At 40.6% G+C, this 26,727-nt stretch carries 15 protein-coding genes; 2 read left to right on the forward strand and 13 right to left on the reverse strand.

Features of this window, described 5'->3' with window-relative positions; genetic code table 11:
* Nucleotides 1–126: 126 nt before the first annotated feature.
* From WAA20_RS15265 to WAA20_RS15280, 4 genes are all read right to left on the reverse strand, one after another.
* Complete coding sequence (locus WAA20_RS15265) at nucleotides 127–1,776, reverse strand: SulP family inorganic anion transporter (protein ID WP_073389103.1); 1,650 nt, start codon at nucleotides 1,774–1,776, stop codon at nucleotides 127–129.
* A gap of 259 nt (nucleotides 1,777–2,035) precedes the next feature.
* Nucleotides 2,036–3,052 carry a M14 family zinc carboxypeptidase gene (locus WAA20_RS15270; RefSeq protein ID WP_167562743.1) on the reverse strand — a complete coding sequence of 339 codons (1,017 nt, stop codon included), beginning with the start codon at nucleotides 3,050–3,052 and terminating at the stop codon, nucleotides 2,036–2,038.
* Nucleotides 3,053–3,084: 32 nt separating this feature from the next.
* A complete protein-coding gene (locus WAA20_RS15275; RefSeq protein ID WP_338801428.1) occupies nucleotides 3,085–4,707 on the reverse strand; it encodes an N-acetylmuramoyl-L-alanine amidase in 1,623 nt (540 codons plus the stop codon).
* Between the two features lie 175 nt (nucleotides 4,708–4,882).
* The gene (locus tag WAA20_RS15280) at nucleotides 4,883–7,411 is read right to left on the reverse strand and encodes an ABC transporter substrate binding protein (protein WP_073389099.1); all 2,529 of its coding nucleotides are present in this window, start codon (nucleotides 7,409–7,411) and stop codon (nucleotides 4,883–4,885) included.
* A gap of 590 nt (nucleotides 7,412–8,001) precedes the next feature.
* On the opposite strand from WAA20_RS15280, the gene WAA20_RS15285 reads away from it, so the two are divergent.
* On the forward strand, nucleotides 8,002–9,927 hold the full coding sequence (locus tag WAA20_RS15285; RefSeq protein ID WP_073389097.1) for a heparinase II/III family protein: 1,926 nt from the start codon (nucleotides 8,002–8,004) through the stop codon (nucleotides 9,925–9,927).
* A 51-nt stretch (nucleotides 9,928–9,978) separates the two neighbouring features.
* On the opposite strand, the gene WAA20_RS15290 is transcribed toward WAA20_RS15285, so the two are convergent.
* Nucleotides 9,979–10,776 (reverse strand): hypothetical protein, encoded by a 798-nt coding sequence (locus WAA20_RS15290; RefSeq protein ID WP_073389096.1) that lies wholly within the window; start codon nucleotides 10,774–10,776, stop codon nucleotides 9,979–9,981.
* A 325-nt stretch (nucleotides 10,777–11,101) separates the two neighbouring features.
* Here WAA20_RS15290 and WAA20_RS15295 point away from each other — a divergent pair, with 325 nt between their 5' ends.
* Nucleotides 11,102–12,625 carry a transposase gene (locus tag WAA20_RS15295; RefSeq protein WP_073385368.1) on the forward strand — a complete coding sequence of 508 codons (1,524 nt, stop codon included), beginning with the start codon at nucleotides 11,102–11,104 and terminating at the stop codon, nucleotides 12,623–12,625.
* A 115-nt stretch (nucleotides 12,626–12,740) separates the two neighbouring features.
* Here the strand turns inward: WAA20_RS15295 and WAA20_RS15300 are convergent, their stop codons facing one another.
* The 8 genes from WAA20_RS15300 to WAA20_RS15335 all read right to left on the reverse strand — a co-directional run bounded on the left by WAA20_RS15300 (nucleotide 12,741) and on the right by WAA20_RS15335 (nucleotide 26,716).
* Complete coding sequence (locus WAA20_RS15300; RefSeq protein WP_073390541.1) at nucleotides 12,741–14,828, reverse strand: glutamine synthetase III; 2,088 nt, start codon at nucleotides 14,826–14,828, stop codon at nucleotides 12,741–12,743.
* Between the two features lie 87 nt (nucleotides 14,829–14,915).
* On the reverse strand, nucleotides 14,916–16,769 hold the full coding sequence (locus tag WAA20_RS15305; RefSeq protein WP_081373997.1) for an ABC transporter ATP-binding protein: 1,854 nt from the start codon (nucleotides 16,767–16,769) through the stop codon (nucleotides 14,916–14,918).
* 100 nt (nucleotides 16,770–16,869) lie between these two features.
* Nucleotides 16,870–18,807, reverse strand: a complete 1,938-nt coding sequence (locus tag WAA20_RS15310) for an ABC transporter ATP-binding protein (RefSeq protein ID WP_073390542.1) — start codon at nucleotides 18,805–18,807, stop codon at nucleotides 16,870–16,872.
* A 453-nt stretch (nucleotides 18,808–19,260) separates the two neighbouring features.
* On the reverse strand, nucleotides 19,261–20,535 hold the full coding sequence (locus WAA20_RS15315; protein WP_073390585.1) for an IS110 family transposase: 1,275 nt from the start codon (nucleotides 20,533–20,535) through the stop codon (nucleotides 19,261–19,263).
* Nucleotides 20,536–20,857: 322 nt separating this feature from the next.
* Nucleotides 20,858–21,838, reverse strand: a complete 981-nt coding sequence (locus tag WAA20_RS15320) for a diaminopimelate dehydrogenase (protein ID WP_073388481.1) — start codon at nucleotides 21,836–21,838, stop codon at nucleotides 20,858–20,860.
* Nucleotides 21,839–21,955: 117 nt separating this feature from the next.
* Complete coding sequence (locus WAA20_RS15325) at nucleotides 21,956–22,585, reverse strand: HAD family phosphatase (RefSeq protein ID WP_073388482.1); 630 nt, start codon at nucleotides 22,583–22,585, stop codon at nucleotides 21,956–21,958.
* Nucleotides 22,586–22,641: 56 nt separating this feature from the next.
* Nucleotides 22,642–23,640, reverse strand: coding sequence for an asparaginase (locus WAA20_RS15330; RefSeq protein ID WP_073388484.1), 999 nt, complete (start codon nucleotides 23,638–23,640; stop codon nucleotides 22,642–22,644).
* A 382-nt stretch (nucleotides 23,641–24,022) separates the two neighbouring features.
* Complete coding sequence (locus tag WAA20_RS15335) at nucleotides 24,023–26,716, reverse strand: ABC transporter permease (protein WP_242951188.1); 2,694 nt, start codon at nucleotides 26,714–26,716, stop codon at nucleotides 24,023–24,025.
* Nucleotides 26,717–26,727 lie beyond the last annotated feature (11 nt).

The raw sequence follows: 26,727 nt of genomic DNA on the forward strand, positions 1-26,727 counted from the left end.
CCCTGGAATATAAATCTCCAGATATCATGCCTTGAATTTTTATAATTTTCATGACAACAAAATCATTTATTAACTGCCACCCTCAGGAACCCTCCGGAAATGCGGCAGTTTTCACATAAGCGAGTTTTAGATAATGCTTGATGCTCGTTCCAAAGATGCGTCAATGTTCTTGCAGAAGTTGTCTTTACCAACTTTTTCTATGAAGCCGGCCTTTTCCATTGTGTGTCTTGGCTGCTCATTTACATGAGAGAATATAACCTGTGCGCCGCTTCCGATGAGCTTATCATAAGTCTGTTCAAGAGAACGCATTGCTGTTGCATCAAGTGCAGGAACGCCTCTCATTCTTATGATCACGCATCTTGTTGAATCATTAACTGTAATATCAGCAAGCATATCTGAAACACCAAAGAACATCGGTCCGCTTATCTCATATACGCTTACACCCTTTGGAACAGTGCGGAATCTGAGCGCATCAGGATCATGCTCTTCATCATCAACATATTTCCAGCTTCTTACTTCAGCTTCTTCACTCATTCTCTTTACAAAGAGAAGTCCTGCCATCAGCATACCGATCTCGATAGCAACTACAAGGTCGAATACTACTGTAAGTACGAATGTAAGAACAAGTACGATAACGTCACTCTTTGGTGCTGTCTTTACAAGGTGGAAGAAGGCTCTGTACTGGCACATATTGTAAGCAACCATAAAGAGGATAGCTGCTATGGTTGGCATAGGTATAAGAGCCGCATATGGCATAAGTACTACAAGTACAAGGACAAGCACTACTGCGTGAACCATACCTGCTATAGGTGTCTTACCACCATTTTTAACATTGGCTGCTGTTCTTGCGATAGCTCCTGTTGCAGGAATTCCTCCAAACAAGGCAGATCCGATATTACCAACACCCTGAGCCACAAGCTCCATGTTGGATCTATGCTTAGATCCGATCATACCATCAGCAACAACGCATGAAAGCAGTGATTCGATTGCAGCAAGTATAGCTATTGTAAATGCATCCGGAAGGATATTTTTGATAGCGGCAAAAGAAAAATCAGGCATTGTGAAACTTGGAAGACCACTACTGATAGTATACAGATCTCCAATAGTGTTAACCTTCATGCCAAGCACCTTGACCATAACAACGCCAACAATTACGGCAATTAAAGATCCCGGGATGACTTTATTTATATAAGGCCATGCAATAAGAATTCCGAGACATACAACGCCCACGATCACAGCATCGATATTGATAGTTCCGATATTAGCTATGATAGCGCCTACCTTATCAACAGTCTCGATCGTAACTGTTCCCTGAGGATATGTAAGTCCCAGGAAATCCTTGATCTGTCCTATAACGATAGTAACAGCAATACCTGCTGTAAAGCCTGTTGTGATCGTATAAGGAATGAATTTAATGAGACTTCCAAGTTTTAAAAGTCCCATGATCACCAGCATGATACCGGCAAGAACTGTTGCAAGTGCAAGTCCTGACATTCCATTCTTCTGGACAATTCCTGCAACTATAGTTGCAAATGCCGCTGTAGGGCCGGCAATCTGAACTCTGCTTCCTCCAAGAAAAGAGATAAGGAAGCCTGCAATAACTGCAGTATAGATACCCTGTTCAGGTCCAACACCAGATGCAAGCGCAAGTGCTATTGATAACGGAAGTGCGATGATAGCTACAATAATACCTGCAACTACATCTTTGATGAACTGCTCTTTAGAGTAACCTTTCAGCGTAGTAAAGAGCATCGGCTTTAAAGCATCATTTTTCATAATAGACCCCTTTGAAATATAAAATAAGAATTATTCTCGTAATAACGTTTTCTCCATGCCATAAAAACATGAACTTAAAAATTTTACCGCCATTATACTTCAGTTACAATCATCACTTTATATAATTTTATGGCTTTTTTTCTAAATATTTTATATTTTTGTTTTAATAATACTCATCCTGATGTTCTTCAAAATCAGACACTGCATTTACGATATTATTAAAGCTGCCTCGTAAAAGGCAGCTTTAATAGTTATCTGATCAATATGTAACTTTTGAAATATACAGATTAGCCACATTCTTCCAGCTGGACAGATTCTTGCTATAAAAATCCGATACCTGTCCTGCCCCATCTGGTGGCAGCGTCTTGCCACACTCAACGGTACAGCCCGGAATGCCGCAGAAAATCTGGGCAAAATCTGCAAATGAACCGTTAGGCTCTGTGTCTTCAAAATCCACCACAACCTGATATCCTGTAGAATTGTGAACAGTATCAGCAATAAGTCTCGATACCGAATATACTTCAGGACTACAAGTCGGAGCATAATAATATATGATATTGCCTCTCATGTGATAGGCAATATAGCAGTCATAATTATTTTCCAAAAGGAGTTGTTCAAGTATTACTGTCTCAACCTCTGACGAAGGTGTTATTCCTTCATAAAAAGCGTAGGAATTGGTTGGATTCTTAGTTTCAGCAAGGCCCCATCCAATCGGGAAATTCCTGTTTATATCAACGCCGTTTGCATTGGATTTCCATATATCGCAGTTACCTATAGAATTTATAAGGAACTGATAATTTACATCTGTAGTAGCCATTGCTCCGCTCTGAGCTATCGCAACGCCATCAGGATTAGCCATTGGAACTATGGTAAAACAGGTTGTTGCAAGAAGATCTTTTTCATAAGCTGCATAGTACTCAGCCATCTTCATAACAAGAGGCGTTACATAATATTCTCTTCCATGGATGGATGCATGTACAAGTATCTGTCTTGGCGCTTCAGGATTCCCGAGCTTAATGATAAGAATCTGTCGGCCAAGAGCTGTCTGACCCTTGAATTCATACCTTACTACATCAGGATAAGTAGCGCTCAGTGCCTGAACATCTGCAAGCATGCGGTCATAGGTATAGGTACCTGAGAAAGAAACGATATCACAGGTTCCTGCAGCATATGAAGCTGTACTATTATTTGCAGCTACAAACAGCATGGTTGTTACTAATACGATAATAAGAGCCAGATTACATAGTATATTTAAAAAAGTTTTTCCTTTTCTCAAAGTATACTCCTTTACATTAAAAAGCTTTAAGTTCATTTTGATGCAAAGTACATATCTATCCCGCTTGAAAGCCCTTGTACCATCAGCAACTGAAATTCCGGATCATTCATCTTCTGATCTTCCGCTGCATTAGTCATAAAGCCCATCTCTATGATCGTCACAGGAACCTGTGACCAGTTGATGCCTGTCATAGTGTCTGTTTCCGAGATTCCTCGGCTCTTAATTCCTGTTACCTGAGTGTAAGATGACAGAATGCACTCTGACAGGAGCCGGCTCTGAGTATACAGCGCTCCATTATATGGATTAGATGATGTCTGGCATAGAGCAGTTGCCCCTGTCACACTTCCGTTTTCAACAGCATCAGCGTGAAGTCTTATAAAAATATCTGCCCCTGCATCGTTGGCTATCTGGGCCCTCTGAGCATTACTTATGTCTACATCATTGGTTTCTCTGATCATTACCACATTGTAGCCTTTAGATAAAAGGTCATCGCGAAGAAGAAGTGCTATATTCAGCGTAAGCTCATATTCAGGGATGTTTGTAGATACTCCTTTCGTGCCGCCTGCAACCTTCGCTTTCATTGTCGAAGCGCCTGGGCCTATGGGTTCCTTCTCGCTATTGCCATGAGCCTGATGCCCAGGATCTATAGCAATTGTATATGTATTTGTAGCCTCATCTTCTGTCATCGCCACCTTATAGGAAGGCGCCGAATTATATAATCCTTTGAGATTGGCAAGTTCAGCGCTACAGGCAGGAGACAACAGACTGTTATAGCTGTAAAGGATAAATCCCGGCTGGTTATTGGCCCTAAGCTCTGTAACCTGCATCATGATATTGGCATTTGAAACGCTCCATCCAAGGTCGGAAGCAGGCTTAGCTTCAGCCATATAAAGGGCAAGTCCTACGTACATAGGTAATCCAAGCTTATTTAAGGTTATCCACTGAAGAAGTCTGTTGGAAAAAAGAGTAACGCTTCCATCACTTTTGTACATGTTGGTCCAGTAGATCTGAGGAGCTATATAATCGATATACCCCGGAACCGACATCCACGTTACTATGTCTGCCCCCTTAGCGATATTGTTGTCAACATTGCCTGTAGGGCTTATTCCAAATACCTTCCCGTATTTGTGGCAGGTCTTGTATACATCCGACACCAGCTTATTATGAATACTCGCATCCATTACAGGAAAATAGTCATCAAAATGAATACCATCAACCTTGTAATTCTTAAGGATTTCTTCAATTCCTGCAATTATATTGTCGTGAGTTGCAAGACTTGCATCGCCGCAGTATTCGCCGTTTCTAAAGCCATAAGGATTGATCCATGCATGAATTGAAAGTCCCTTTTTATGGGCTATATCTATCATGATGGAAAGAGGATCAAAGCCAGGATCCACACCCATAAGCATCTCACTGCTCCAGGGATAGATAGCTGACGGATATACCGCATCGTTATGAGACCTTACATGCATGATAAGAGTATTACAGCCTGCGCCAAGTATATTATCAGTAATAGTTTCAAATGCTGATGTAAAAGCAGCTTTATCTTTTCCCTGAAGATACTTTTGCCAGTCACGGAAAGAAAACCAGACAGCGCGAACTTCACATTCAGTAGCACTTCCGGCATTTAAAGTCATAACATCCTTTGCACTCACACGATATGAAATATTTGGAACCAAAAGAAATACAGACAAAATAACAGACAATATTAAAGATACTACACGACTTCTTTTTCCTGACACGTCCATATTATGTACCCTTTCCTTTAATCCGGATCTACTATGTATTTATAGATCTCTTTTGAACAGTTCATATTCTTCTATAGACTCATCACCCATTACTGTGCTTATACTTTTCCAGCATTTTTTCCAGATCTTCCGCTTTCATAGGCTTTCCACGCATAAATCCCTGCGTAGCATCGCAGCCTACGCTGTAAAGAAAATCTTCCTGCTCCTTGGTCTCAACACCTTCAGCGACAACCTTATAATTCCTTGAATGCGCTATCTCAATGATCTTCTCGATCATGAACAGATTCTCTTTAGTTGGCTCCGTTCTGATAAGAGACTGATCTATCTTAAGGCAGGAGAATGGTAGCCTGTTAAGGTAGCTAAGAGATGAATAGCCCGTTCCATAATCATCAATGGACAGCCTTATTCCACCATCTGTAAACTTGCTAAAATAATCAGTTGTACGATTTGAAGTTGTAAGGAAAGAACTTTCTGTTATCTCTATGACTACTCTTGAAGGATCAACATTGTACTTGGCCAGTCTCTCAAATACATAGTTAGGATAACCACTGTCGTTTAGCTGAATGTTTGAGAAATTAATAGATACAGGTGGAAGCTCATAGCCCATTTCAAGCCACTTATGCCACTGGCTTATCGTCTTTTCCGTAACCACCCTGTCGATCCTGATAATAGACATATTCTCTTCCGCTACAGGAATGAATTCTCCAGGGCCTGCAACATTATTTTTAAGACGTACCAGCGCTTCAACACCAAACAGCTCATCCGTACCTGTTATGAACTGAGGCTGATAAAAGATTTCAAAGCCGTCCAGTGCTATTGCTTCCTCAAGTGTTGTTTTTATGACACGCCTTCTGATCTGAGCTTTTCCAAGATCAGAATTAAAGAAAAAGTAGTTGTGACGAAGATTTTCCTTGGCATATCTCAAGGCTTCACTTGCATTATTAAGAGCCGTGATACTCTCCATATCAGGAATACGGATAGCCGCTCCTATCGTTACATTTATGACCATCTGCAGATCGTCTAACATAACAGGCTCATCAAAAAGAGCTATTATGTCGCGGCAATAATCTTCTATATTCTCAACATCCGCTTCTTTTAGTATGATCATGAACTCATCTCCGCCAAGGCGGCCCATGACCATATTCCTTGTCAGATTCCCCTTGATCCTGGAAGCTGTTTCGACTATTACCTTATCGCCCACGGAGTTTCCATATAGATCATTTATGGATCTAAAATCATCAATGTCGATAATTATGAAGCCATACATATTTTTGTCTTCAGACATGTTTCGAAGCTGTCCATCAAGGTATCCCCTGTTAGGGAGCCCTGTCAGATAATCTGTGGAAAGAAGCTTTCTCTGCCTGTGGCTATGTAGCAAAAGCTCTCCAATAATTGCCAGAACAGCAATGACAACAGGAATGATAATGCCATAGTATTCCTTCAAAAATTCCATTACAGAAGGTGGCGCATTTCGTATGATACTTCCATCCGGCAAAGAAGATATACTTATACCATATTTATCAAGAACTTTTTTATCATATACAGGAAGCGTTGGTGTCTTGGATATTATCGTGATCTCAGAAGGCTTTTTGCCATTGATTATCTGCATAACCATGATGGCTGCCGTCTCAGCAGCTTTGGTACTGTCATATACAATACCTCCCACTACTCCTGTACCGGTAATGTCATATGGAAGACAAAAAACAGGTGCAGCACAATCCCCGATCAATATCTCAGCATTATATAAAAAGCTGTTAACATGCCCGTCACTTGATTCGTACACGTCACTCATAATAACAGCACTGTTAGAATCCAGATTTTGTAGGATCTCTTTGATCTGTTCTATATCTGTCTCCGTGAAATTTATATAGTTCCACTCAAACTCGGGATAATCAGCCTGAATCTCAAGGAATTTGGACTTATCAAGACTGCCAATATAACTGTTATCAATAATGATATACAGCTTATTGACCTTAGGAAGCATGCTGTGGATAGCCTTTATATTACCCTCATAATCGTAATTTTCCGTAATACCGGTAATATTATCGTATTTGCTGGCAGCTTCTAAATTCTTCTCATCCTGGATACCCATATAAACAACAGGTACCCCTCGCATGAGTTCATCATGGTCTGTCAAAAAAGCCAGCGCAGCATCATCACAAGCTATGATACAGTCATACTTTCTGCTGCTTAACAGCTTGTTAGAAAGATATGCATAATAAATCTCTATATCTTCTTCAGAATCGTATCTTCTTGAATCCATGAACTCAAAGCTCAGATTGTAACTGGATTCTGAAAGTATATTACTTATTCCATCAATTTCAGGTTCAACTATAGTATCACGCATACTATATGAACTAAGAATGAGGATGTTTATCTTTTGGTTATTAGAATCTTCGCCGGAATCATCATACTCTCCCCTATCCATTGCCTCGGACCGGTTCTCATAATTACTATAAAGATCATCTTCATCATCATAGACGCCAGATATTATTCCGGCATACTGAGTCTTACTAAAAGAGCGCATACTTACAAGACCTGTTCCAAAAGCGAGAAACAGACACAGGATAAAGCAAGTCATGAATCTTTTTAAGACTCTGTACTTTTTCATCGGCGCCTCTTTAATAATTTTTGGGACTGCAAACCCTATATCTATTTCGGCTATATATCTTTTTTTCTTAATGTAATGGGATTCGCACATGAAAGATTGCCTAAGGTCTCGCGGATTCCTGCGGACGGGAGTTGATAAATGATCTAGGGGTCATGAAAATCATATAAAATTCAAGGCATGCTATCTGGAATTATTTATTCTAGGATCCGAAACTCGCTTCGCTCAAACATGCGGATCCTAAACAGAATAAATTATTCCATCTATCAAGCTCTTGAATTTAATATGATTTTCAAAGACCCCTAGACCATTTATCAACTCCCATCCGCAGAAATCTTCAAGGCTTTAGCGATTATTACATAGGCGAAGTTTGGGTTAATTAAGTAAAAAGACTGAAATTCACGGAGATTGAGGATAGCGCCTCAATAATTCCATTTCAGCGTAGTTCACTTCATTAAAGGGATTGTGTTATCATAAAAAGAGCCTATATTTTCTTACTTTTTTAGCCGCTCGTTTCACTCGCGACATTAGGTTATGAGTTTGAAAATATATTATTTTTATAATTCTAAATCACTCATAATATGAGGTTAAATATGAAATATCTGTACAAAAATACACTATCTAAAGTTTCAAATTGTATTTCCATACCAGATTTGTGGGATGTGCTTTGTGATAATATTTCAGATGATGCAAGAAAATACCTGATAGGAGAAGCTGAAAACCATATTGATTACAGCTTTCCTCAGATTCCTGCTACTCTTTTCATGGATTTTAAGAGGACGGGCAATAGAGTACGCTTTGAAAATGTGTACTTTAGCAAGAGGCGTGCTTTAAATGCTCTTGTCATTGGAGAAATTTGCGAAGATAAGGGTAGGTTTATTGATGATATAATCAACGGGATCTACAGTATCTGCGAGGAAAGTGCGTGGCAGCTTCCTGCACATAATTCTTATATTCGTGATACTCCGCAGAATCTCCTTCCTGATACGGACAGGCCTATAATAGAGCTTTTTGCTTGTGAAACGGGGGCTCAGCTTGCTACAATTTCTAATCTTTTGAGAAAAAAGCTTGATAGCGTATCGATAGAGATCCGCCACCGAATAGAGTCGGAGCTAAAAAAACGCATAATAACGCCTTATCTTAATGAACACTTCTGGTGGATGGGACGTGAAGATGAACCTATGTGCAACTGGACTATCTGGTGCACTCAGAATATCCTTCTGACTGCGGCGCAGATGAATGAAGAAGATATACCATTAAGGGCTATTATTGAAAAAGCTGCTGCGTCCGTTGATTACTTTCTAAAAGACTACGGCGAAGACGGGTGCTGCGATGAAGGGGCCATGTACTATCATCATGCAGGACTTTGTATGTATATAACAACTGACCTTCTGAACCGTATGACAGACGGCACCTTCAAAGATGTAATGCATGATCGTAAGATCAAAAATATAGCAGAATATATTTCTAATGTACACGTACATGGCAGATATTATCTTAATTATGCTGACTGTGCTCCTATATTAGAGCCTGCGGGCACAAGGGAATATCTCTTTGGCAAAATGGTTGGAAGCCCTGCACTAATGTCCTACGCAGCCCTTGATTTTAAAAACTCTTTAGAATGTCTTGAAGATCATTATCTTAAGGATGAGATTAACCTCTCTTACAGGCTCCTTACCATAATGCATGAAAAAGAAATCCTGGACTATGCAGATAAGAACCCGGATCAGATACCTGCAGAAAATGTCTACTATGAAAGCGCAGGCGTTTTTGTAACAAGAAACGGAGACATAACTCTCTCCGTAAAAGCCGGCGACAACGACGACAGCCATAACCACAACGATACCGGAAGTATAATATTATATTCTAAAAATAAACCGGCCCTGATAGACGTAGGGGTAGAAAGCTACACAGCTAAAACCTTCTCTGACAGGCGCTACGAGATATGGACCATGCAGTCAGGATACCACAACCTCCCAACCATAGCCGGCTACGACCAGCTACCGGGAGAAGCGTACCACGCCAGCAACGTAAAAGTATCAGATGACCTTACAGCCATAGAACTCGACATCAAAAATGCATACCCTGCTGAATGTAAACTCAATTCATACAAAAGGTATGCATCGTTATCAGAGTCCGTAGTTATCAAGGACACATGGGGATTTGAAGATAGTGCCGAGAACAAGGACATAATCTTAAACTTCATGACCTATGAAAAGCCCGAGATAACACTATTTGATAATCCATCATCCACTAGCTCTGTTGCCAATAATATCTCATCCAACAGATCTATACCTGATAATTCTGAATCCGCTTGTCGTGAAGATGGCAACCATTCTTATGACGGCCTATTCAAAATTGGCGACCTATGCACATTCAAATTTGCAGGCGCCACTAAATACGAGATAGAATCAATCCCCGTTACCGACGAGCGTCTCCAAAAGACCTGGAAGCACGAACTTTACAGAGTCCGCTTCTATCCCGCTTCCGATACTAGTGAATTTATCTTAGAATATTAAAAAAGCCTCAAGTTGCATCTCCTGCAACTTGAGGCCACTTTTTTATTTTCTTTACTGGAGTACCATATCTCCATTGTTCTTGAGCATACTGCGAAGGCTTATGATGCGGTCCCAGTTTCCGTCAGATTCTGTAGCAGGGATCCAGCACTTTCCTTGAAGATAAATGTAGTGATAGTAATAGTACATATCACGCTCCAGCCTCTCCGTCGAAAGTCCGAAAAGCTTAGAGAATCTGTTGATCGCAGGGATCTCCTCTTCCGTATACATAACAGCCATAGCTCCGCTTTCAAGCATAGGAAGAATATGGTTTTTAGCATAATCAAAACCTTCATCCCATGCGCGGTTATCCTCATTATCTATGCCGCGTGCAGGCGCATATCCGCTTCCAGCTTCATCAAGAATAGACTTGATAGCATCAAGACTTGCGATATTGGTATTGGTAGACAGATTGGCGATAAAGTTGCGGAACATAGTAAGCATCTGGGTATCATCAGCAACAGATGCAAACCACATCTTACCATTCTCATCGTCAAGAACTATAGCTCTTGAGTATGTGAACACCTCATCACCACTGCATCTTGAAGCAGTCTGTGAATAGCATATATTCTGGGATATCGCACGGGAATCTTTCATGTTATGAATGCATGCATTCAAAATAGCTACCATATACTTGGTATCTACTATAAGCATAAAGGGAAGTTTAGACTTGCTGACTCCAACAGCATCAATAGTAAATCGGCCTTCAGAAACAGGCCCCTCAAGAGCAACAAGAATTCCTTTTCTTATTATTTCCTCGCTCTTATCTGTTCTAGTAATTTTTAAATAAGTATTAGCTGACATATAATCCATAGACGCCTTCCCCTCTTTTAAGAAAAACTAAACGCTAGAAAAAATACGAATCACGCAAAAATGCGCGTTACTATAATTTAAGTTCAACAAATCATAGACAGCTTATCTAATATCATAATATCACATTTACATAACCCAATGTGTAAAGATAGATAAAATTATCTTTAGTTCCCGAGCCGCTTTTCTGACCACATGATTTCTAACCACCAAAAGCTGCTCTAAATGCTGAAAAATACTGCTATTTCAGCTTGCTTTTAGTTGCAAAATTCATATCAAAATGCTATAATGTGGATAGAAATTAATTCTAACCACAGAGGTGAATCATATGTACATAGCATACGATATGAAGAATGGTGTTGAGTACGCAAAGCTTGTCAGATCTGTCCGCCATGGTAAAAATGTTTCCAAGGAATACAAGAATCTTGGCAGGGTCATTGATAAAGAGAAGAACATCTTTAAAAGCCGCGAACTCGGAATATACCAGTATGACCTCGCTAATGACTACTACGACAAGAACCCTGACTGGTCAGGATCAGAAGCACCTGTCGAATATGTCGAGCCAAAGGATACTCGCAAGGAGAAGCTCATCCTTGATTTTGGAGATACCTTTCTTATTGACAGCTTCATACACAGCAATGGTCTGTCTGAGATCATAGATAATTGTGGTGTGCACAACAAAGATACACTGTATTCCATGATCTGCTATTACATACTTTCAAATACTGCCAACTGCCACGCGAAAACATGGTGGGAAGGCAATTTCGCAAGGATGAGATATCCAATGGCCACACTTGAGAGCCAAAGAGTAAGTGAATTCCTTGCAGAACTTGGGTCTGAAACCTGTTACAGGAGCTTCTTCAGAGCCTATGCTCCATATATATCAGATACTGTAGATGGAGATAATATCCTTATCGACAGTACCGGATTGCCAAACAATATACATTTCCCTTTGACTGCTATTAGCAATCATAACGGTGACATAAACAACGAAGTAAGACTTATATATGTCACGCAGCAGTCTACAGGATTGCCGATATATTTCAGATACTGCCCTGGCAATGTGATAGATGTATCAACACTTACAAGGACTATCCATGAACTAAAGAATCATGGTGTTAATACAAAGTTCTCAATTCTGGATGCCGGATACTATACAGCTGATAACATCAGGGATTTGTATCACAATGGTATTTCATTTGTGAGTCGTCTTCCGGAGAAGATGAATCTCTATAAAGACCTTGTTGCCGAAAACCTGGATTCTCTTGAAAGTAAGGAGAATCTTGTCAGGTATAACGGCAGATACATATATATCAAACGCGTTGAATGTAACGTGGTGGATGACTTTAAAGGCTATGCTTATATTGGCCTTGATATCAGTCGCAAGGAAGATGAGGATAAGAAACTCTTCCAGAGAGCTGATGATCAGAAACTGACCAATGAAGAAGTATATGACAAACTCAGGCATCATGGCCTGTTTGTAATTGTTTCAAGCAGACCGATGGCAACCGATAAGATACTTCCAACCTACTACACTCGCCAACAGATAGAGCAGATATTTGATATCGGCAAGAACTATGCTGATATGCTTCCGCTCAGAGTGCAGACCGAGGAAACATTTAGGGGCCATCTGTTGTTAACTTTTATTGCCTGCGTCATCCTCAAAATGATACAGGACAAACTAAAACCAACCAAGTATAATCCTATTTCAATGTTTATGAACCTCCGCAATCAGAAGTGCAAAGTATATGCTACCGAGCTGCTGACAACAGAGGCAACAAAGATCATGAATGATTGCTACAAACTATTTAAGATCTCCTGCCCTGCAGAGGTGTCGTTGAAACGTGGTTAGAAAAGTTGGTCGGGAACTATAGATTATTTGAAATATCGTTCTTTATTTCAAATGATTCCCAGACAGTAAAAAAGGTAGCTGCGCACATTCACACGCAGCTACCTTATATTATTTTTTATTCAGAAAAAAGCATCTCAGAATATACAGGGAATGGCCAGAAGTCGCGATCTGTGAGCTCTTCGAGCTGGTCTGCGATCTCTCTTGCCTTGTTCATATCCTTAAGGATTGTGTCTCTGCTGTACTTCATGCACTTAGTACTGTCAGCAGGTCTTTTCTTAAGGTCGTTGTCGATCTTCTCCTGAGCAAGCTGGAGCTTGTCAGAAAGAGTTGAGATTTTGGCACCAACTTTAGCTTCATAGCCTGATGAGAATCCTGCATCCTTTTTAACTGCTATACGATCTGCAAGTGTTGTTGCATATTCAGATACTGCAGGAAGGATCTGACGTCTTATCATATCGCTCATAGTACGAGCTTCGATAGCGATCTGCGCATTGTAGATCTCTTCGTGGATAGCACGTCTTGCATGCATCTCTTCTTCTGTATAAATATCATTTTTTACATAAAGTTCAATGTTCTCAGGATCATCATAGTGAGGAATTGCCTCAGCTGTAGAAGGATAATTCTTAAGACCGCGCTTCTCAGCTTCTACAAGCCATGAATCATCATATCCGTCACCTTCAAAGATGATACGCTTGTGCTCTGTAAGAGTCTTCTTGATGAGCTTCTGAAGATCTGCCTGGAAGTTCTTGCTCTTCTCAAGCTTATCAGCGAACTCTTTAAGCTCCTCTGCCATGATAGTGTTAAGTGCAATGTTAGGACCTGATACAGACTGGGCACTTCCCAGCATACGGAACTCAAACTTGTTACCTGTAAATGCCATAGGTGAAGTACGATTTCTGTCTGTTGTATCCTGACGGATCTGAGGAAGTGAATCGATACCGATCTTAAGTGTCTTTCTGCTGCCGTCCTTATATGGTGTACCGTTGATGATACCCTTAATTACATGCTCAAGCTCATTTCCAAGGAAGATGGAAAGAACTGCCGGCGGTGCCTCCTGAGCTCCAAGACGGTGATCATTACCCGCACTTGCAACAGTACATCTGAGTGTTGTCTGATACTCATCAATTCCCTTAATGAATGCTGCAAGGAAAAGAAGGAACTGAGCATTCTGGCTTGGTGTTGATCCGGGCTTGAAGAGGTTCTTGCCTGTATCTGTACCAAGTGACCAGTTATCATGCTTACCTGATCCGTTAACACCTGCAAAAGGCTTCTCGTGGATAAGGCATACAAGGTTGTGACGAAGCGCAACCTTCTTCATAAGCTCCATAGCAAGCTGGTTCTGGTCACAGGATGCGTTACAGTCTGTGTAGATAGGCGCCATCTCGTGCTGACCAGGAGCTACTTCGTTGTGCTTAGTCTTGGAAAGAACTCCTACTTTCCAAAGCTCATTATCAAGATCTCTCATGTACTCTGATACACGAGGCTTAAGCTGTCCAAAATAGTGATCAGAAAGTTCCTGACCTCTTGGAGGCATGTTTCCAAAAAGAGTACGACCTGTAAGACGAAGATCTTCTCTCTTATCATAAACCTCTTTATCGATAAGGAAGTACTCCTGCTCAGCACCAACCTGAGGGATTACTCTCTTAGTTTCAGTGTCACCAAAAAGGCGAAGGATTCTGAGCGCCTGCTGGTTAACTTTCTCTATTGAACGAAGAAGAGGTGTCTTCTTATCAAGAGCCTGTCCTCCGTATGAAAGGAATACTGTTGGAATATAAAGTGAATTGTCCTTGATGAATGCAAAAGAGTTAGGATCCCATGCAGTATAGCCTCTTGCTTCAAATGTGGATCTGATACCACCGTTAGGGAAGCTTGATGCATCAGGTTCGCCCTTAACGAGCTCCTTACCTGAAAACTCCATTACAATTCTTCCGCCTGCTGCCGGCTCGATAAAAGAGTCATGCTTTTCTGCGGTAACACCTGTCATAGGCTGGAACCAGTGTGTGAAGTGCGTAGCACCCTTTTCAACAGCCCACTGTTTCATCGCTTCCGCAATCTCATTAGCTGTAGAAAGTTCAAGTGGTGTTCCGTCAGTAACAGATTTTTTCCATGCGTCATAAGATGCACTGGAAAGACGTTCTTTCATGGTTTCCTCATTGAATACCATGCTTCCGAATAGCTCAGGTAACTTAGCAGATGTTTCCATATGACTCCTTTTTAAAACAAAAAGTTTTTTTGACAAAAAAGTTTTTGACCAAACGTTTCAACTTTTCTTATAGTAAATACTTTCTTGTCAATGTGCAAGTGCTTTTTCAATTGATTTATTAACAACAAGGTCATCGAACTGTCTTGTGAAGAGTTCGTAGTATCTTCCGCCGGCGATCATAAGATCTTCATGGGTACCGCTTTCAACTATCCTTCCATCATCAACGACCAGTATCACATCAGAGTCTGTGATTGTTGAAAGTCTGTGAGCTATGGCAAAAGTGGTACGGCCCTTGGTCATGACTTTTATAGCGTTCTGAATTTTTTTCTCAGTAACAGTATCAATTGAAGCTGTTGCCTCATCAAGTATCAGTATCCTTGGATCTGACAGGATCGCTCTTGCAAATGACAAGAGCTGTTTCTCTCCTGTGGAAAGAAGATTTCCGCCTTCACCAACGTCGCTGTCAAGGCCCTTCTCCATCCTTCTTACAACGTCTCCTGCCGCAACAAGGTCAAGTGCCTTCCAGATTTCTTCGTCGGTAGCATCTTCTTTACCATACTTAAGGTTCTCTCTTACGGATCCTGAGAAAAGATGCGGTGTCTGAAGCACGTATCCTATAGAGTTATGGAGCCAGCCTATAGATCTGTCCGCGGCATCGTGACCATCGATAAGGATCTGTCCCTTTGTAGGCTTATAGAACCTGCATACAAGATTTACAAGTGTTGACTTACCGGCACCCGTCTCTCCTACAATGGCTACGCTTGTGCCCTGCGGAACTTTCAGGTTGAAGTTTTCAAGGACGTTCTCTTCACCGTCCGGGTAACAGAAAGTAATATCTTTAAACTCAACATCACCCTTAAGCTCTTCCCAGTTCTCTTTTTTCGGATTGAAGGTATCTCCATACTTCTCGATGACATCAGGTCTGTCTGATACATCAGATTCTGTCTCCATAAGCCTTGTGAATCTTTCGATGTTAACCTGGATCGCAATGATCTCAGAGAAGGTCACAACTATGTTCTGAATAGGCTCCATGATGCCAAGAGCATAGGAAGCAAATACAGAGATAGTTCCGATCGTCATAAGACCTTCAACAGAGAGGTTTCCGCCATACCAAAGGACTATGGCGAGAGCCATTGAAGAAACCAGAGTTACTATTGCCGTAAAAAAGGCTGAATAGCGAACTGACTTTACGGCAGTTCTTCGCATCTTATCAGTATCTTTTTCAAAATCCTCCTGGATCTTATCTTCAACAACCAGTGTCTTGATGGAGGATGCGCCTGTTATACCTTCGTTGAAGTTACCTGTGATCTTGGAATTTATCTCTCTTATCTTTCTGTTGATCGCAAGAAGCTTTTTCTGGAAGATAGCTACAAGGATTACAACAACAGGTACAAGCATAAGGATTATCAGAGCAAGTTTCCAGTTAATGGCCAGCATCATCATTAGCACGAAGATTATGTAGGACAGCTGCCATACGATATCCATGAATCTCCAGGCTACCATTTCACCAATTTTGCCTGAATCACTCATAACTCTTGCATGGATATAACCTACATTGTTGGTATTGAAGTAAAAAAGTGACAGCTCCTGAAGATGTGAAAACGACGCGTTTCTTAAATCTCTGTTAACGCTCATCTCGACCTTACCACACATGGCTACTGTTATATAGTTGTCGATAGTCTGAAGGACAAGGACTACGATATACATTGCAATAAACGCAGCAAGTCCATTAAGAGTCCCCTTGCCTATAAAGTTATTGATGGCATACTGATTGAACAAAGGGTATGCCGAGTCTGCAAGAGAACTTAGCATGCCGAGGGTCATCATTATTATGATGGTCTTTTTATATGGCTTTATGTAGGGAAGAAGTTTGGGAATTCCAAGAAGCGGAAGCGTCTTGAACTCGTTCTTCTCTTCGCCTTTTTTATCTTTAGTATTCATTATTAACCTCATACATGGCATTTATTGCCTCATTGTAATTAGCAGTAAATGCTCGATTTATACTTTAAGTTCGTGGGTTCTTATCTTATTTAGATTCATGTCACGCTTCTTTGGGAGGATGAACATCAAGTCCCTGGAGCTTAGCACAGGTATAATATATACCCTTCTTAGCAATCAGCTCTTCATGAGTTCCCTGCTCTACTATCCTGCCCTTATCAAGGACGATGATATTATCCGCATGCATAAGGGTCATGATCCTGTGAGATATAAGGATAACCGTCGCATCGTCGATGTTCTCAGAAAGTGCCTTTCTAATGCGGGCATCAGTCTGAGTATCAACAGCCGAAAGTGAATCATCGAAGATCATTACAGGCGGCTCTTCTATGAGCATCTGTGCAATAGCAGTCCTCTGCTTCTGACCACCTGAAAGTGTTACGCCCCTTTCACCAACGAAGGTATCATATCCTGACGGGAACTTCTCAACAGACTCATCAAGTGCTGCTATCTTGGAAGCATGCCTTATCTTGTCCATGCTTACGCTGCCTTTCTCATCACCTGCTGCGATTCCTATATTCTCTGACAAGGTCCTTGAAAAAAGATATGGCTCCTGAAGTACAAAACCAAGATTTTTTCTAAGCCATGACCTCTTGATATTCCTTATATCAACTCCGCCTATGGTAATAGTGCCGTTTTCCTTTGGAAGGTCGTAGAGCCTGTCAAGAAGGTACATAAGTGTAGACTTACCTGAACCTGTTCCGCCAAGGATTCCCAGTGTTGTACCGCTTTTAATTGTAAAGCTGACATTCTTGAGGATTTCCTGAGCTTCTGCAGTATCTTTTCCTTCTGATTCTTTTGTATCTATATCATTTTCATTTTTAATATTCTTATCATTACTATTTTCATCAGTAATATCGCTGCCATTTGCATCTTTACTACTTTTTTCAAATGCATAAGATACATTATCAAACACGATATCCCTGTCTATAGGACATTCAATAGCATCTTCCGAATCCGCTTCCTCTTGACTGTTCATGATGTATCTGACCCTGTCGATAGAAATGCCTGCCTTACTCATCTCGGATATAATTCTTCCCAGCATTCTTACAGGCCAGATCAGCATTGCATTATAAGATACGAAGGCTATGAATTCTCCAGCCGTGATATGCCCCTGCACACTGAAAACAGCACCCATAACAGTTACGATCATGACCTGAAGACCTGATATAAGATCGTTGGATGCCCAGAATGCAGACAGAAGCTTCATAAGGTGAGTCCACATTTTGGTGTAGTCGTCGTTGTAGGATGTGAACTTATCCTTCTCATACTGCTCTCGTCCAAAGGCTCTTACAATGCGAACTCCCGTAAGGTTCTCCTGCGCTATAGCTGAAAGCTTACCTTCCTGTTCATCTGCCCTTCTGAATGCATCACCTATTCTTCTATGGAAAAAGAATGAATACAGTATAAGCACCGGGAACAGAGTCATAGCAATAAGCGAAAGCTTAGCATCTATAGAGAACATGAAGTACAAAGCCAGGCTTATCATTATCACAACTCTGAAAAAAGACACAAGCTGACCTGAAAGGAAGTTTTTAATAGTCTCAACATCAGAAGTACACCTCTGAATGATATCACCTGTGTGATTCTCTGAATGCCAGGAATAAGGCAGCTTTAAGATGTGCTCAAAGAGAGTATTACGCATAGTCTCAACAAGCTTCTCTGCACCTTTTGTATTAAAAACTTTGGAAAGGTATCGAAATATTGCAGCAACGAAAGCAATACATATGATAGTAAGAGCGATGTATCCAAGGTTATGTCTTATAACCTCGCGCCCTCCAAGCTGCTGCATAATATAATTCATGTAAGACGGAAGCTTAGACTGCTTATCATCAATACAGTAATCAACCGTATACTGAATGATCTTGGGATTGATCATATCAAGGAATGCGACAAGAAGGGATCCTATTATTCCACAGAAAAAGAAATGCAGGCTTCCTCTCAAAAAGAACAAAACCATACTGCTTCTTGTTTTAAATCTCATACAATTCTCTCTATACTTTCTTATATATTTTGCACAAAAGAACCAGCATTTAAGCCTTCTGTGCAATTGGTTAATAAGTTACAAACAATGATAAGCAATAAATAATGGGCGAAAACTATGTCATTTCAGGTACAATGCATATGTGTTTCCAGTCAGAAGGGTGCACGAAAGATAACGTCATCCTTTTTATGAAGGCGAATCTGTGTCCCATTCTTCCCTATGGCTGCTAACCTCTCATGTCTAACAGGATCGTACTCCCGTAGGAGTGTCCTAAATTCCTTCGTCCAGCCTACCCATAGTGGGGTGCCGCCTCTGCTCCATTCCAGGGTCATGCCCTATATAGTATGTCTTAGCGGCTTCGCTCTGCTTTGTCATTGCTAGAGAGCACTCCTGTAATCCAGCACCAATTGAACTCTTGGCGGACGTTGTCTGGTACAGTATGTGCTGTTTTAATTAGGCTGCTTCCGGTCTGATGATGTCCCTTCGGAACTTTTCTTCATCAAAGTCACAACCTGTCTGTAGTATTACATAGAACACTCTGATAGCCTTACATGCAACTGCTATCTTTGCCTGCATTCCTCCAAGAGGATTTCTTGTTCTGTTCCTGTAATAAAGGAATACATCTTGAAATGCAGGATTCCAGTTCATCAGTGCACGAGCCGATTCATACATTGTTCTACGTAACTTTCTTCTGCCCCTCTTACTGATTCTTGGCTGCCCTTTTTTCTTTCCAGAACTCTTTTTGACTATCTCTAGCCCTGCAAGCTTCTGTATCTGCTTTGGGTCAGTGAAACGTCCGATATCACCAACCTCTGCTATAAAGCCAATCACAGTACTCATCCCTACTCCTTTAATGGCGAGCAGTTTCTCCACATTCGGTACTTCTTTTACTTTTTCCTCCAGGTATTCATCAAGTCTTTTGAGCTGTTCTGCCTTCAGTATATAGTCATTCACAAGAACCCAAATCTCGAGTCTTGCAGCCTCACCAGCTTCTAAACCTACACTTTCCTGTGCAGCTTCTACCAGGGTCTGAGCCCTCTTTAGCCCTGCTGCACGTACCTTTGCATCACGCCATATCTGATTGATTCCACCTGCCCCAATTTTTAGGATATCCTGTGGAAGTGGTGCACTCTTTAAAAGCATAAGTCCACTTGTTGAATCCCAATCGGAATAACAATCCAGATACTCAGGAAAGAATTTTTGCAACCATCCCTGTATCTGATTAGACAGACGCACATGCTGCTTCATGATCTGGTCTCTACACACAGAGGCTTCTCTAATCTCCGCATATACTCCTTCCGGCAGATAAGAAGTTGAATATCTTCCTTCTTTAACCAACATAGCAATTGTTTTAGGATCCTTTAGATCACTCTTTTCTGGGCTGTTATCATCCAGTTCTTTGCTTCTATTTACAGTAAATGGATTTACTGTTACAAGCTTTACATCATGATCCTGTAAAAACTTCTGAAACGTAAGCCAGTAGCAACCAGTAGGCTCGCAGCCAACAATAACCTTCTTCATTTCGGTCTTATTCATGAGTTCCTCAGTCCATCGAAGGAATGTAAGGAATCCCATTCGGTCGTTACTAAACTTAAACACTCTTCTGGATAGCTCAAATCCCCTCCAGTCAAACGCTCTACAGAAATGTGTCTGTGATCCAACATCAACCCCAACAATCAATGTATTTGCCGTAACTTGCTTAAGTCTGTCATTCTGTGTAAAATTCATTTTGAGAAACCTCCGGTTAGCATAAGATGTTTTTTCATCCGCCAAGATGAACACCTTTATCTTACTTAGAGGTTTCTTTTTATTCAATTGGCGTTATTTCTGAATTACAGGAATGCTCCATTTCGTGTAGTATACTCAAACTTCACACAGATGAAATCGCCACATGTTTGGAGGATTCCTGAGGTATTAGTCTTCTGTTATATATGCGAAGTTTGAGTAAATATAAAAATCCCGATGCTTAGCTATTAATTACGATACCATAATGAAACCGTATCAGCAAAACACCGGGATAGATGATCATGTATTTACTTGAAAGCGTATATTAGAGAAGGTGAGCTCTGAGTTCCTCTCCGCTCTTTTCTGAAAGGTATGCCGGAGGTACATCAAGAACTGTCTTGCATCCGCGCTGTCCTTCATCATACATTCTCTTAACTGCTCTTGCATAAGCTACGAGCACGCTTGTAGTAAATTCCGGGTTTGAATCAAGCTTTAAGCTATATTCAATGATGTGATTATTTTCTTTGTTAACGCCTGTTCTGCCACTTCTGAATACAAATCCGCCATGAGCCATGCCAGAATGATTCTTATTAAACTCATCCTCATCGATGAAGTGCACAGTTGTATTGTATTCATCAAAGTAGTTAGGCATCTCTTTGATCTCTTTTTCGATGCGAGCCTTATCAGCACCTTCCTTAGCTACAACAAACACTTCTCTTGTGTGCTTGTCACGAGTTGTAAGTTCTGGATTCTCACCATTTCTTACAGCTTCAAGAGCTGCTTCTACAGGGATTGTGTACTGCTTAGCATTCTTAACGCCTTCGATACGACGAACAGCATCTGAGTGACCCTGGCTTACGCCCTTGCCCCAGAATGTGTAGTCCTTACCATCAGGAAGAATAGCATTAGCATATACTCTGTTAAGTGAGAAAAGACCTGGATCCCAACCGCATGAGATAAGACCTACATGGTCAGATTCCTTAGCTGCCTTATCAACATTTGCAAAGTGCTCAGGAATACGTGCGTGAGTATCGAAGCTGTCAATTACGTTGAAAAGCTTAGCGTATTCAGGTGTCTGAGTAGGAAGATCTGTTGCTGAACCACCGCACAGAACCATAACATCGATCTTATCTTTCCAGTCTGCAACTTCGTTTATATTAACTACAGGTACATCCTTAGAGATGATAGATACTGTTGAAGGATCTCTTCTTGTAAATACTGCAACAAGCTCCATATCAGGCGCTGCGTTAACTGCTATCTCAACACCTCTTCCAAGGTTACCGTAACCGATTATACCGATCTTCATAATACTTATTTCCTCCTGTAAAAAAAATGATCTCGACTGTAAGTCGCACCTAACAATTATATTATAGATTGTGCGCTAAATAAATATATCCAATGCATATTTATAGATAAAAAGTACTTAATTTTTTATAAACTTCTCTGCATACTCAGGAAACTCTTTTAAGCTACCAAGTATTTTATCAGCAAGTTCCTTCATTTCATCATCCGCTGGAATAAGGTCAGGAACCATGACTGTAACCATATCTGCTGCCTTTCCTGCGCGTACTCCGTTGAAACTGTCTTCTACGACCATACATTCACTTGCATCTACTCCAAGTTCTTTTGCTGCATAAATAAAGATATCCGGAGCAGGCTTACCGTTTTCAAGCTGATTACCACTTATTATCTGATCAAAGTAAGATTCCATGTCAGTATCTTTAAGATATCGCTGGGCAACCTGCTTAGCTGAAGATGTAGCTATTGCTGTGCGAAGGCCGTTTTCTTTGCACCATTTAAGGGTCTCTAATGTTCCTTCCTTGATCGGGATTCCTTTTCTTATTTCTTCCTCAGTGTATTTATTCTTAAGTTCATATATCTTGTCTGAGTCGTAGCCGTTATCCTTAAGCATCTGCACGATATTTACATGACTTCTGCCTATGAGCTGTAAATAAAATTCATTAGGAATTCCTGCCTTGAGCCAGGCTTCCCTGTATACAGCCTCTGTATCGTACAATGTTCCATCCATGTCAAAAATTACTGCTTTAATCATTCAAAATCCTTTCCAAATTCCAACTGCAATTTACTATTCTTCCAACAATTTTCGAATCACTTAATAGTCATCTCACCAGCGATGTTAAGTGAGTAGTAGTCTCTAATCTCTGAAAGGTCACTGGTCATACCAAGTATCCACATAAGCTTCGTAAGGGCCGCTTCGCCAGTCATATCATGAGCTTCAAGGGCTCCAATCTCCAAGGTTCTTCGTCCTGTTTCATAGACATCCATCTTGGAACCTTCATACCTGCACTGAGTTCCAACAACTACGGTCATACCGCCCTTTATAAGCTTATCAAGAGTGCCTATAAAATCATGCTTTAAAAATGGCATTCCGCCGATTCCATATGCTTCAATATAAAGGCCCTTATAACCCTGATCTGCCAAGGATTCAAGAAAGCTCCTGTGAATACCAGGGAACATCTTGATCATGCAGACCTTATCTGAAAATGTATTCGAAAGCTTGAAGATACCAGTTCTATCAGGTACTGCTGCCTTATCAATCTTCATACCAAGCGAGCTTATAGTAGCGATGTTAGGATAGTTAATACTTTCAAATGCATCAAAGCTAAGGGATCTAACCTTTGAAGCTCTGCAGCCCAGCATTACTTTTCTATTAAACGCTACGAATACTCCAGGTATCTGACTTGCCGCCATGTGGATCGCACATCTGCAGTTCTCCATTGCATCAGCCACAGGATTGGTTATAGACAGCTGCGAACCTGTGATGACTACCGGAATACCAATATTCCTTAACATAAAAGACAACATAGATGACGTATATGCCAGTGTATCTGTTCCATGAATAACTACGATTCCATCATAGCTATTCCTACACTCACTGATACGCTCCGCCAGCTGACTCCAGTCCTCAGGGAAGATATTGGCACTATCAAGAGAACAGAAATCCTCTATCTCAATATCCGTATCTCCTGATACCATCTTAAGTTCCTTTTGCATATCGTAGATGGAAAGGCCGGGAATCAGTCCATTCCCTTTCATAACAGCAGATAATGTCCCACCTGTATTTATGATCAATATTTTCTTACTCAAAACAAATGCTCCTAAAAAATCTTTCAATTATTCCAATAAAACCATCTACTACTATATCTGTTTTCTTAATAAAAAGAAACAGCAACTCTTAACAAGAACCTATATCCTTTTCACTTCAAAAGCATGAACTTATTTCACAGAAACTTCGCACTTATAAAACATACTCAATACTTTGAATATTCCTGAGGGTGGCCGTTAATAAATGATTTTCTTGTCTTTGAAAGTATTAAAAAATTCAAGAGCTTGATAGATGGAATAATATATTCCAGATATCATGCCTTGAATTTTTAATACTTTCATGACAAGAAAATCATTTATTAACGGCCACCCTCAGGAATACGCGAAGCCTTAAGCATTTTACAAGTGCGAAGTTTGAGCCATCTCACTCAACGTTCTTGAGTGCCACATCCATCGGAATTCTCTTAATCCTGATGTAATCAACAACCGATACAAGCGCATATCCTATAAGCAGATATACGATCGACAATATCATGGACACAGGAAGCAAATAGAATGCAAAGTATCCGTCCATCTGGAGCATGAATACGTGGAACACCCATGTCATAAGATAATAGCCGATGCCAAATCCCACTATAGAACACAACACAACTACAATGGCCGTTGGCAACATATAAAGTGATGCGATCTCCTTATTGCTAAAGCCAAGGATCTTGGTCATGGAGATTGCACCTTCATTTCTTTCAATGATTATCTTGGCAAGAAGATATATAAGAGCTGCTGCAAGGACTATCAGCGCATACTTAAATATATCTATTATTCCGCCAAGTGAATGCTTGAGCTGAACAGTGACCTTCAATATGTCATCCTTGGTGATCACAGTTGCTATGTTCTCTTCTTCGATATCCTTGATCTCATTTCTGGTAAAAAAGCCTGAGAACTCTTCATCCTTCCTGTCAAAAACGCTATTAAAGCTATCACCACTCATAAACAGCGCTATTCCGCCGTCATACTGAACTTCTCCAACGATCTTAAAGTTGTATGATTTATTCTCATACTCTTCATGAACAGATATCGTATCTCCTTTAGATATACCAAACTTTGATGCAAAAGCACTTGATATATAGGCTTGTCCTGGAGCTGTCTTATTATCAAGACTTACATATGCGCTTTCATCAGCGATTCCGTATACAGATACGCTTTCATCGCCGCCGCTTCCCATACCGGTCCTGAATGAGCTCTTTTTCTTTTCATATAAAAGACTTGTCATACTAAACTTCTCTGCAGACTCTTCGGAAGTCGTAATGATGTCACCATCTTCATCCTCGTAGTCCATGAGTATGTACTGATAATCAGTAAACATCATATCTGTAGCCTTGTCTGCATAGTGATTAAGCGAATCCGGAAGTCCGAATGCAAAGCACATCATAAGCTCAATGAATATAACTCCAAAGATCAGCACCAGGTAGTTAGGCATATTTTGGAAAAGAATCCTTAGCCTGAACCTCCTCATAAATGACCACTTTGGAAGTCGTCTTGCCTTAGTCCTTCTACTCCTGACAAGATCATGACGAAGGAACCTTAAAGGACTTAGCTGGAGCTTATTTACTATTACAAATAAATTAATGAAAAACATAAGTACCAGTGGAATAATAGTTGTCTTAACAAGTGCGGTATTACTCCATACAAGATGACAGGTAGGAAGACTGTAACTTTCATAGTACAGGTTTACAGCTACATCTTTAAACAAGGTATAACCTAGAACATTACCAATTACAGCTCCGATGATCGTGACAATAAGAGGCATGGACATATAGTGAACTATAAGCTCTCTCTTACTGTAGCCTGATGCACGAAGCGTTCCTATTACTGATGCTTCCTTGTCTATGGTATTACTTATAGTGATAGCAAATATAAATGCGATTACGCCGATCAGAATATAACACAGGATACTTGTAGCTGATGAGTCGCCTTCAATATCGGAAGGAGCGAAATTGCTAGCCTGCCTCAGATACTCAGGAAGGTAATCTTCAATCTCATTATCATGTACAAGCGTCTGCGTAATAAGAGCCTTCAGAAAATTCTCAGCATGATCAGCCTGCTCTATCTTATCTTGCGGCTTAGTATCATAAAGGTATGCATAGTTATAATGAATTCTTGTATTTAATCTGTTAAATCCCTCAGGAGTCACCATGGCAACGTCAAAGCCAAAAGCATCAAACATAAGATCTGTGTTAGATTCATGAAGTGTCAGATAATCCACATACGACAGAAGACCTACAACTGTAAACTCCTTGCCTCCGACAGTTATGGTATCTCCCATGTTTATGCCAACGTTACTTGCATGCATTCTGTCTATCGCAATCTCATCATCTTTCTCCGGAGCTCTTCCTTCGTTAAAAGAAGCTTTGTCTATCTGAGCATCGCTTTTAAATATCCTGACATTGGCATCTCCCACGCCATCATTATCTTTGTCTTCGTCTGCTTCTCTGTAGAAGTTTTCATAGATCGTGACAGGGACTGCAGCAAAGCCTTCATCGTTTAGATTGTATCTGTCAGCAATCTCATCCCACTCTTCGTCTACCTTTTTAGTAACTTCATCGTGGGCTTCTTTATAAGCTTCATCTACCGCTTCTTTATACTCATCAGACTCTTTAGCTTCTTTTTTAGCTTCGTCAAAAGAGCTTTCCATTGCAGCGTCTATCTGCTGCTTTATGATCTCTTCATCAGTTATTCCATATGCCTGGCACTGGACACGGACGTTTTCTTCAATCGCAGCAGTTACCTGCTCATCCAGTTCTTCTTCAATTGCTTTTGCAACTTCCTTGTCAGCTTCTTCCATACCTTTATCTATAAAATACTGAAGGACATCTGCTTTATCGCCTGTACTTATGGCTTCAAGGAGCTCTTCTTTAGCTTTTTTCTCAAGTTCAAAAGAGCCGTCTTCAAGGACCAGATCTTCTCTACCCTTATCAACAGATGCGAGCATGCTGTCATGACCTACGTACATTCCAGATATAACACCGATCATAACTACCATGAAGACTATAATTACAAGGTATTTGTGCCATTCATTTTTTAATTCTTTGGGGATTCTTTTTATAAGTGGATTTCTCATAGTCACCATCC

It is taken from the genome of Butyrivibrio fibrisolvens (assembly GCF_037113525.1).
GTDB classification, from domain to species: Bacteria; Bacillota; Clostridia; order Lachnospirales; family Lachnospiraceae; genus Butyrivibrio; species Butyrivibrio fibrisolvens.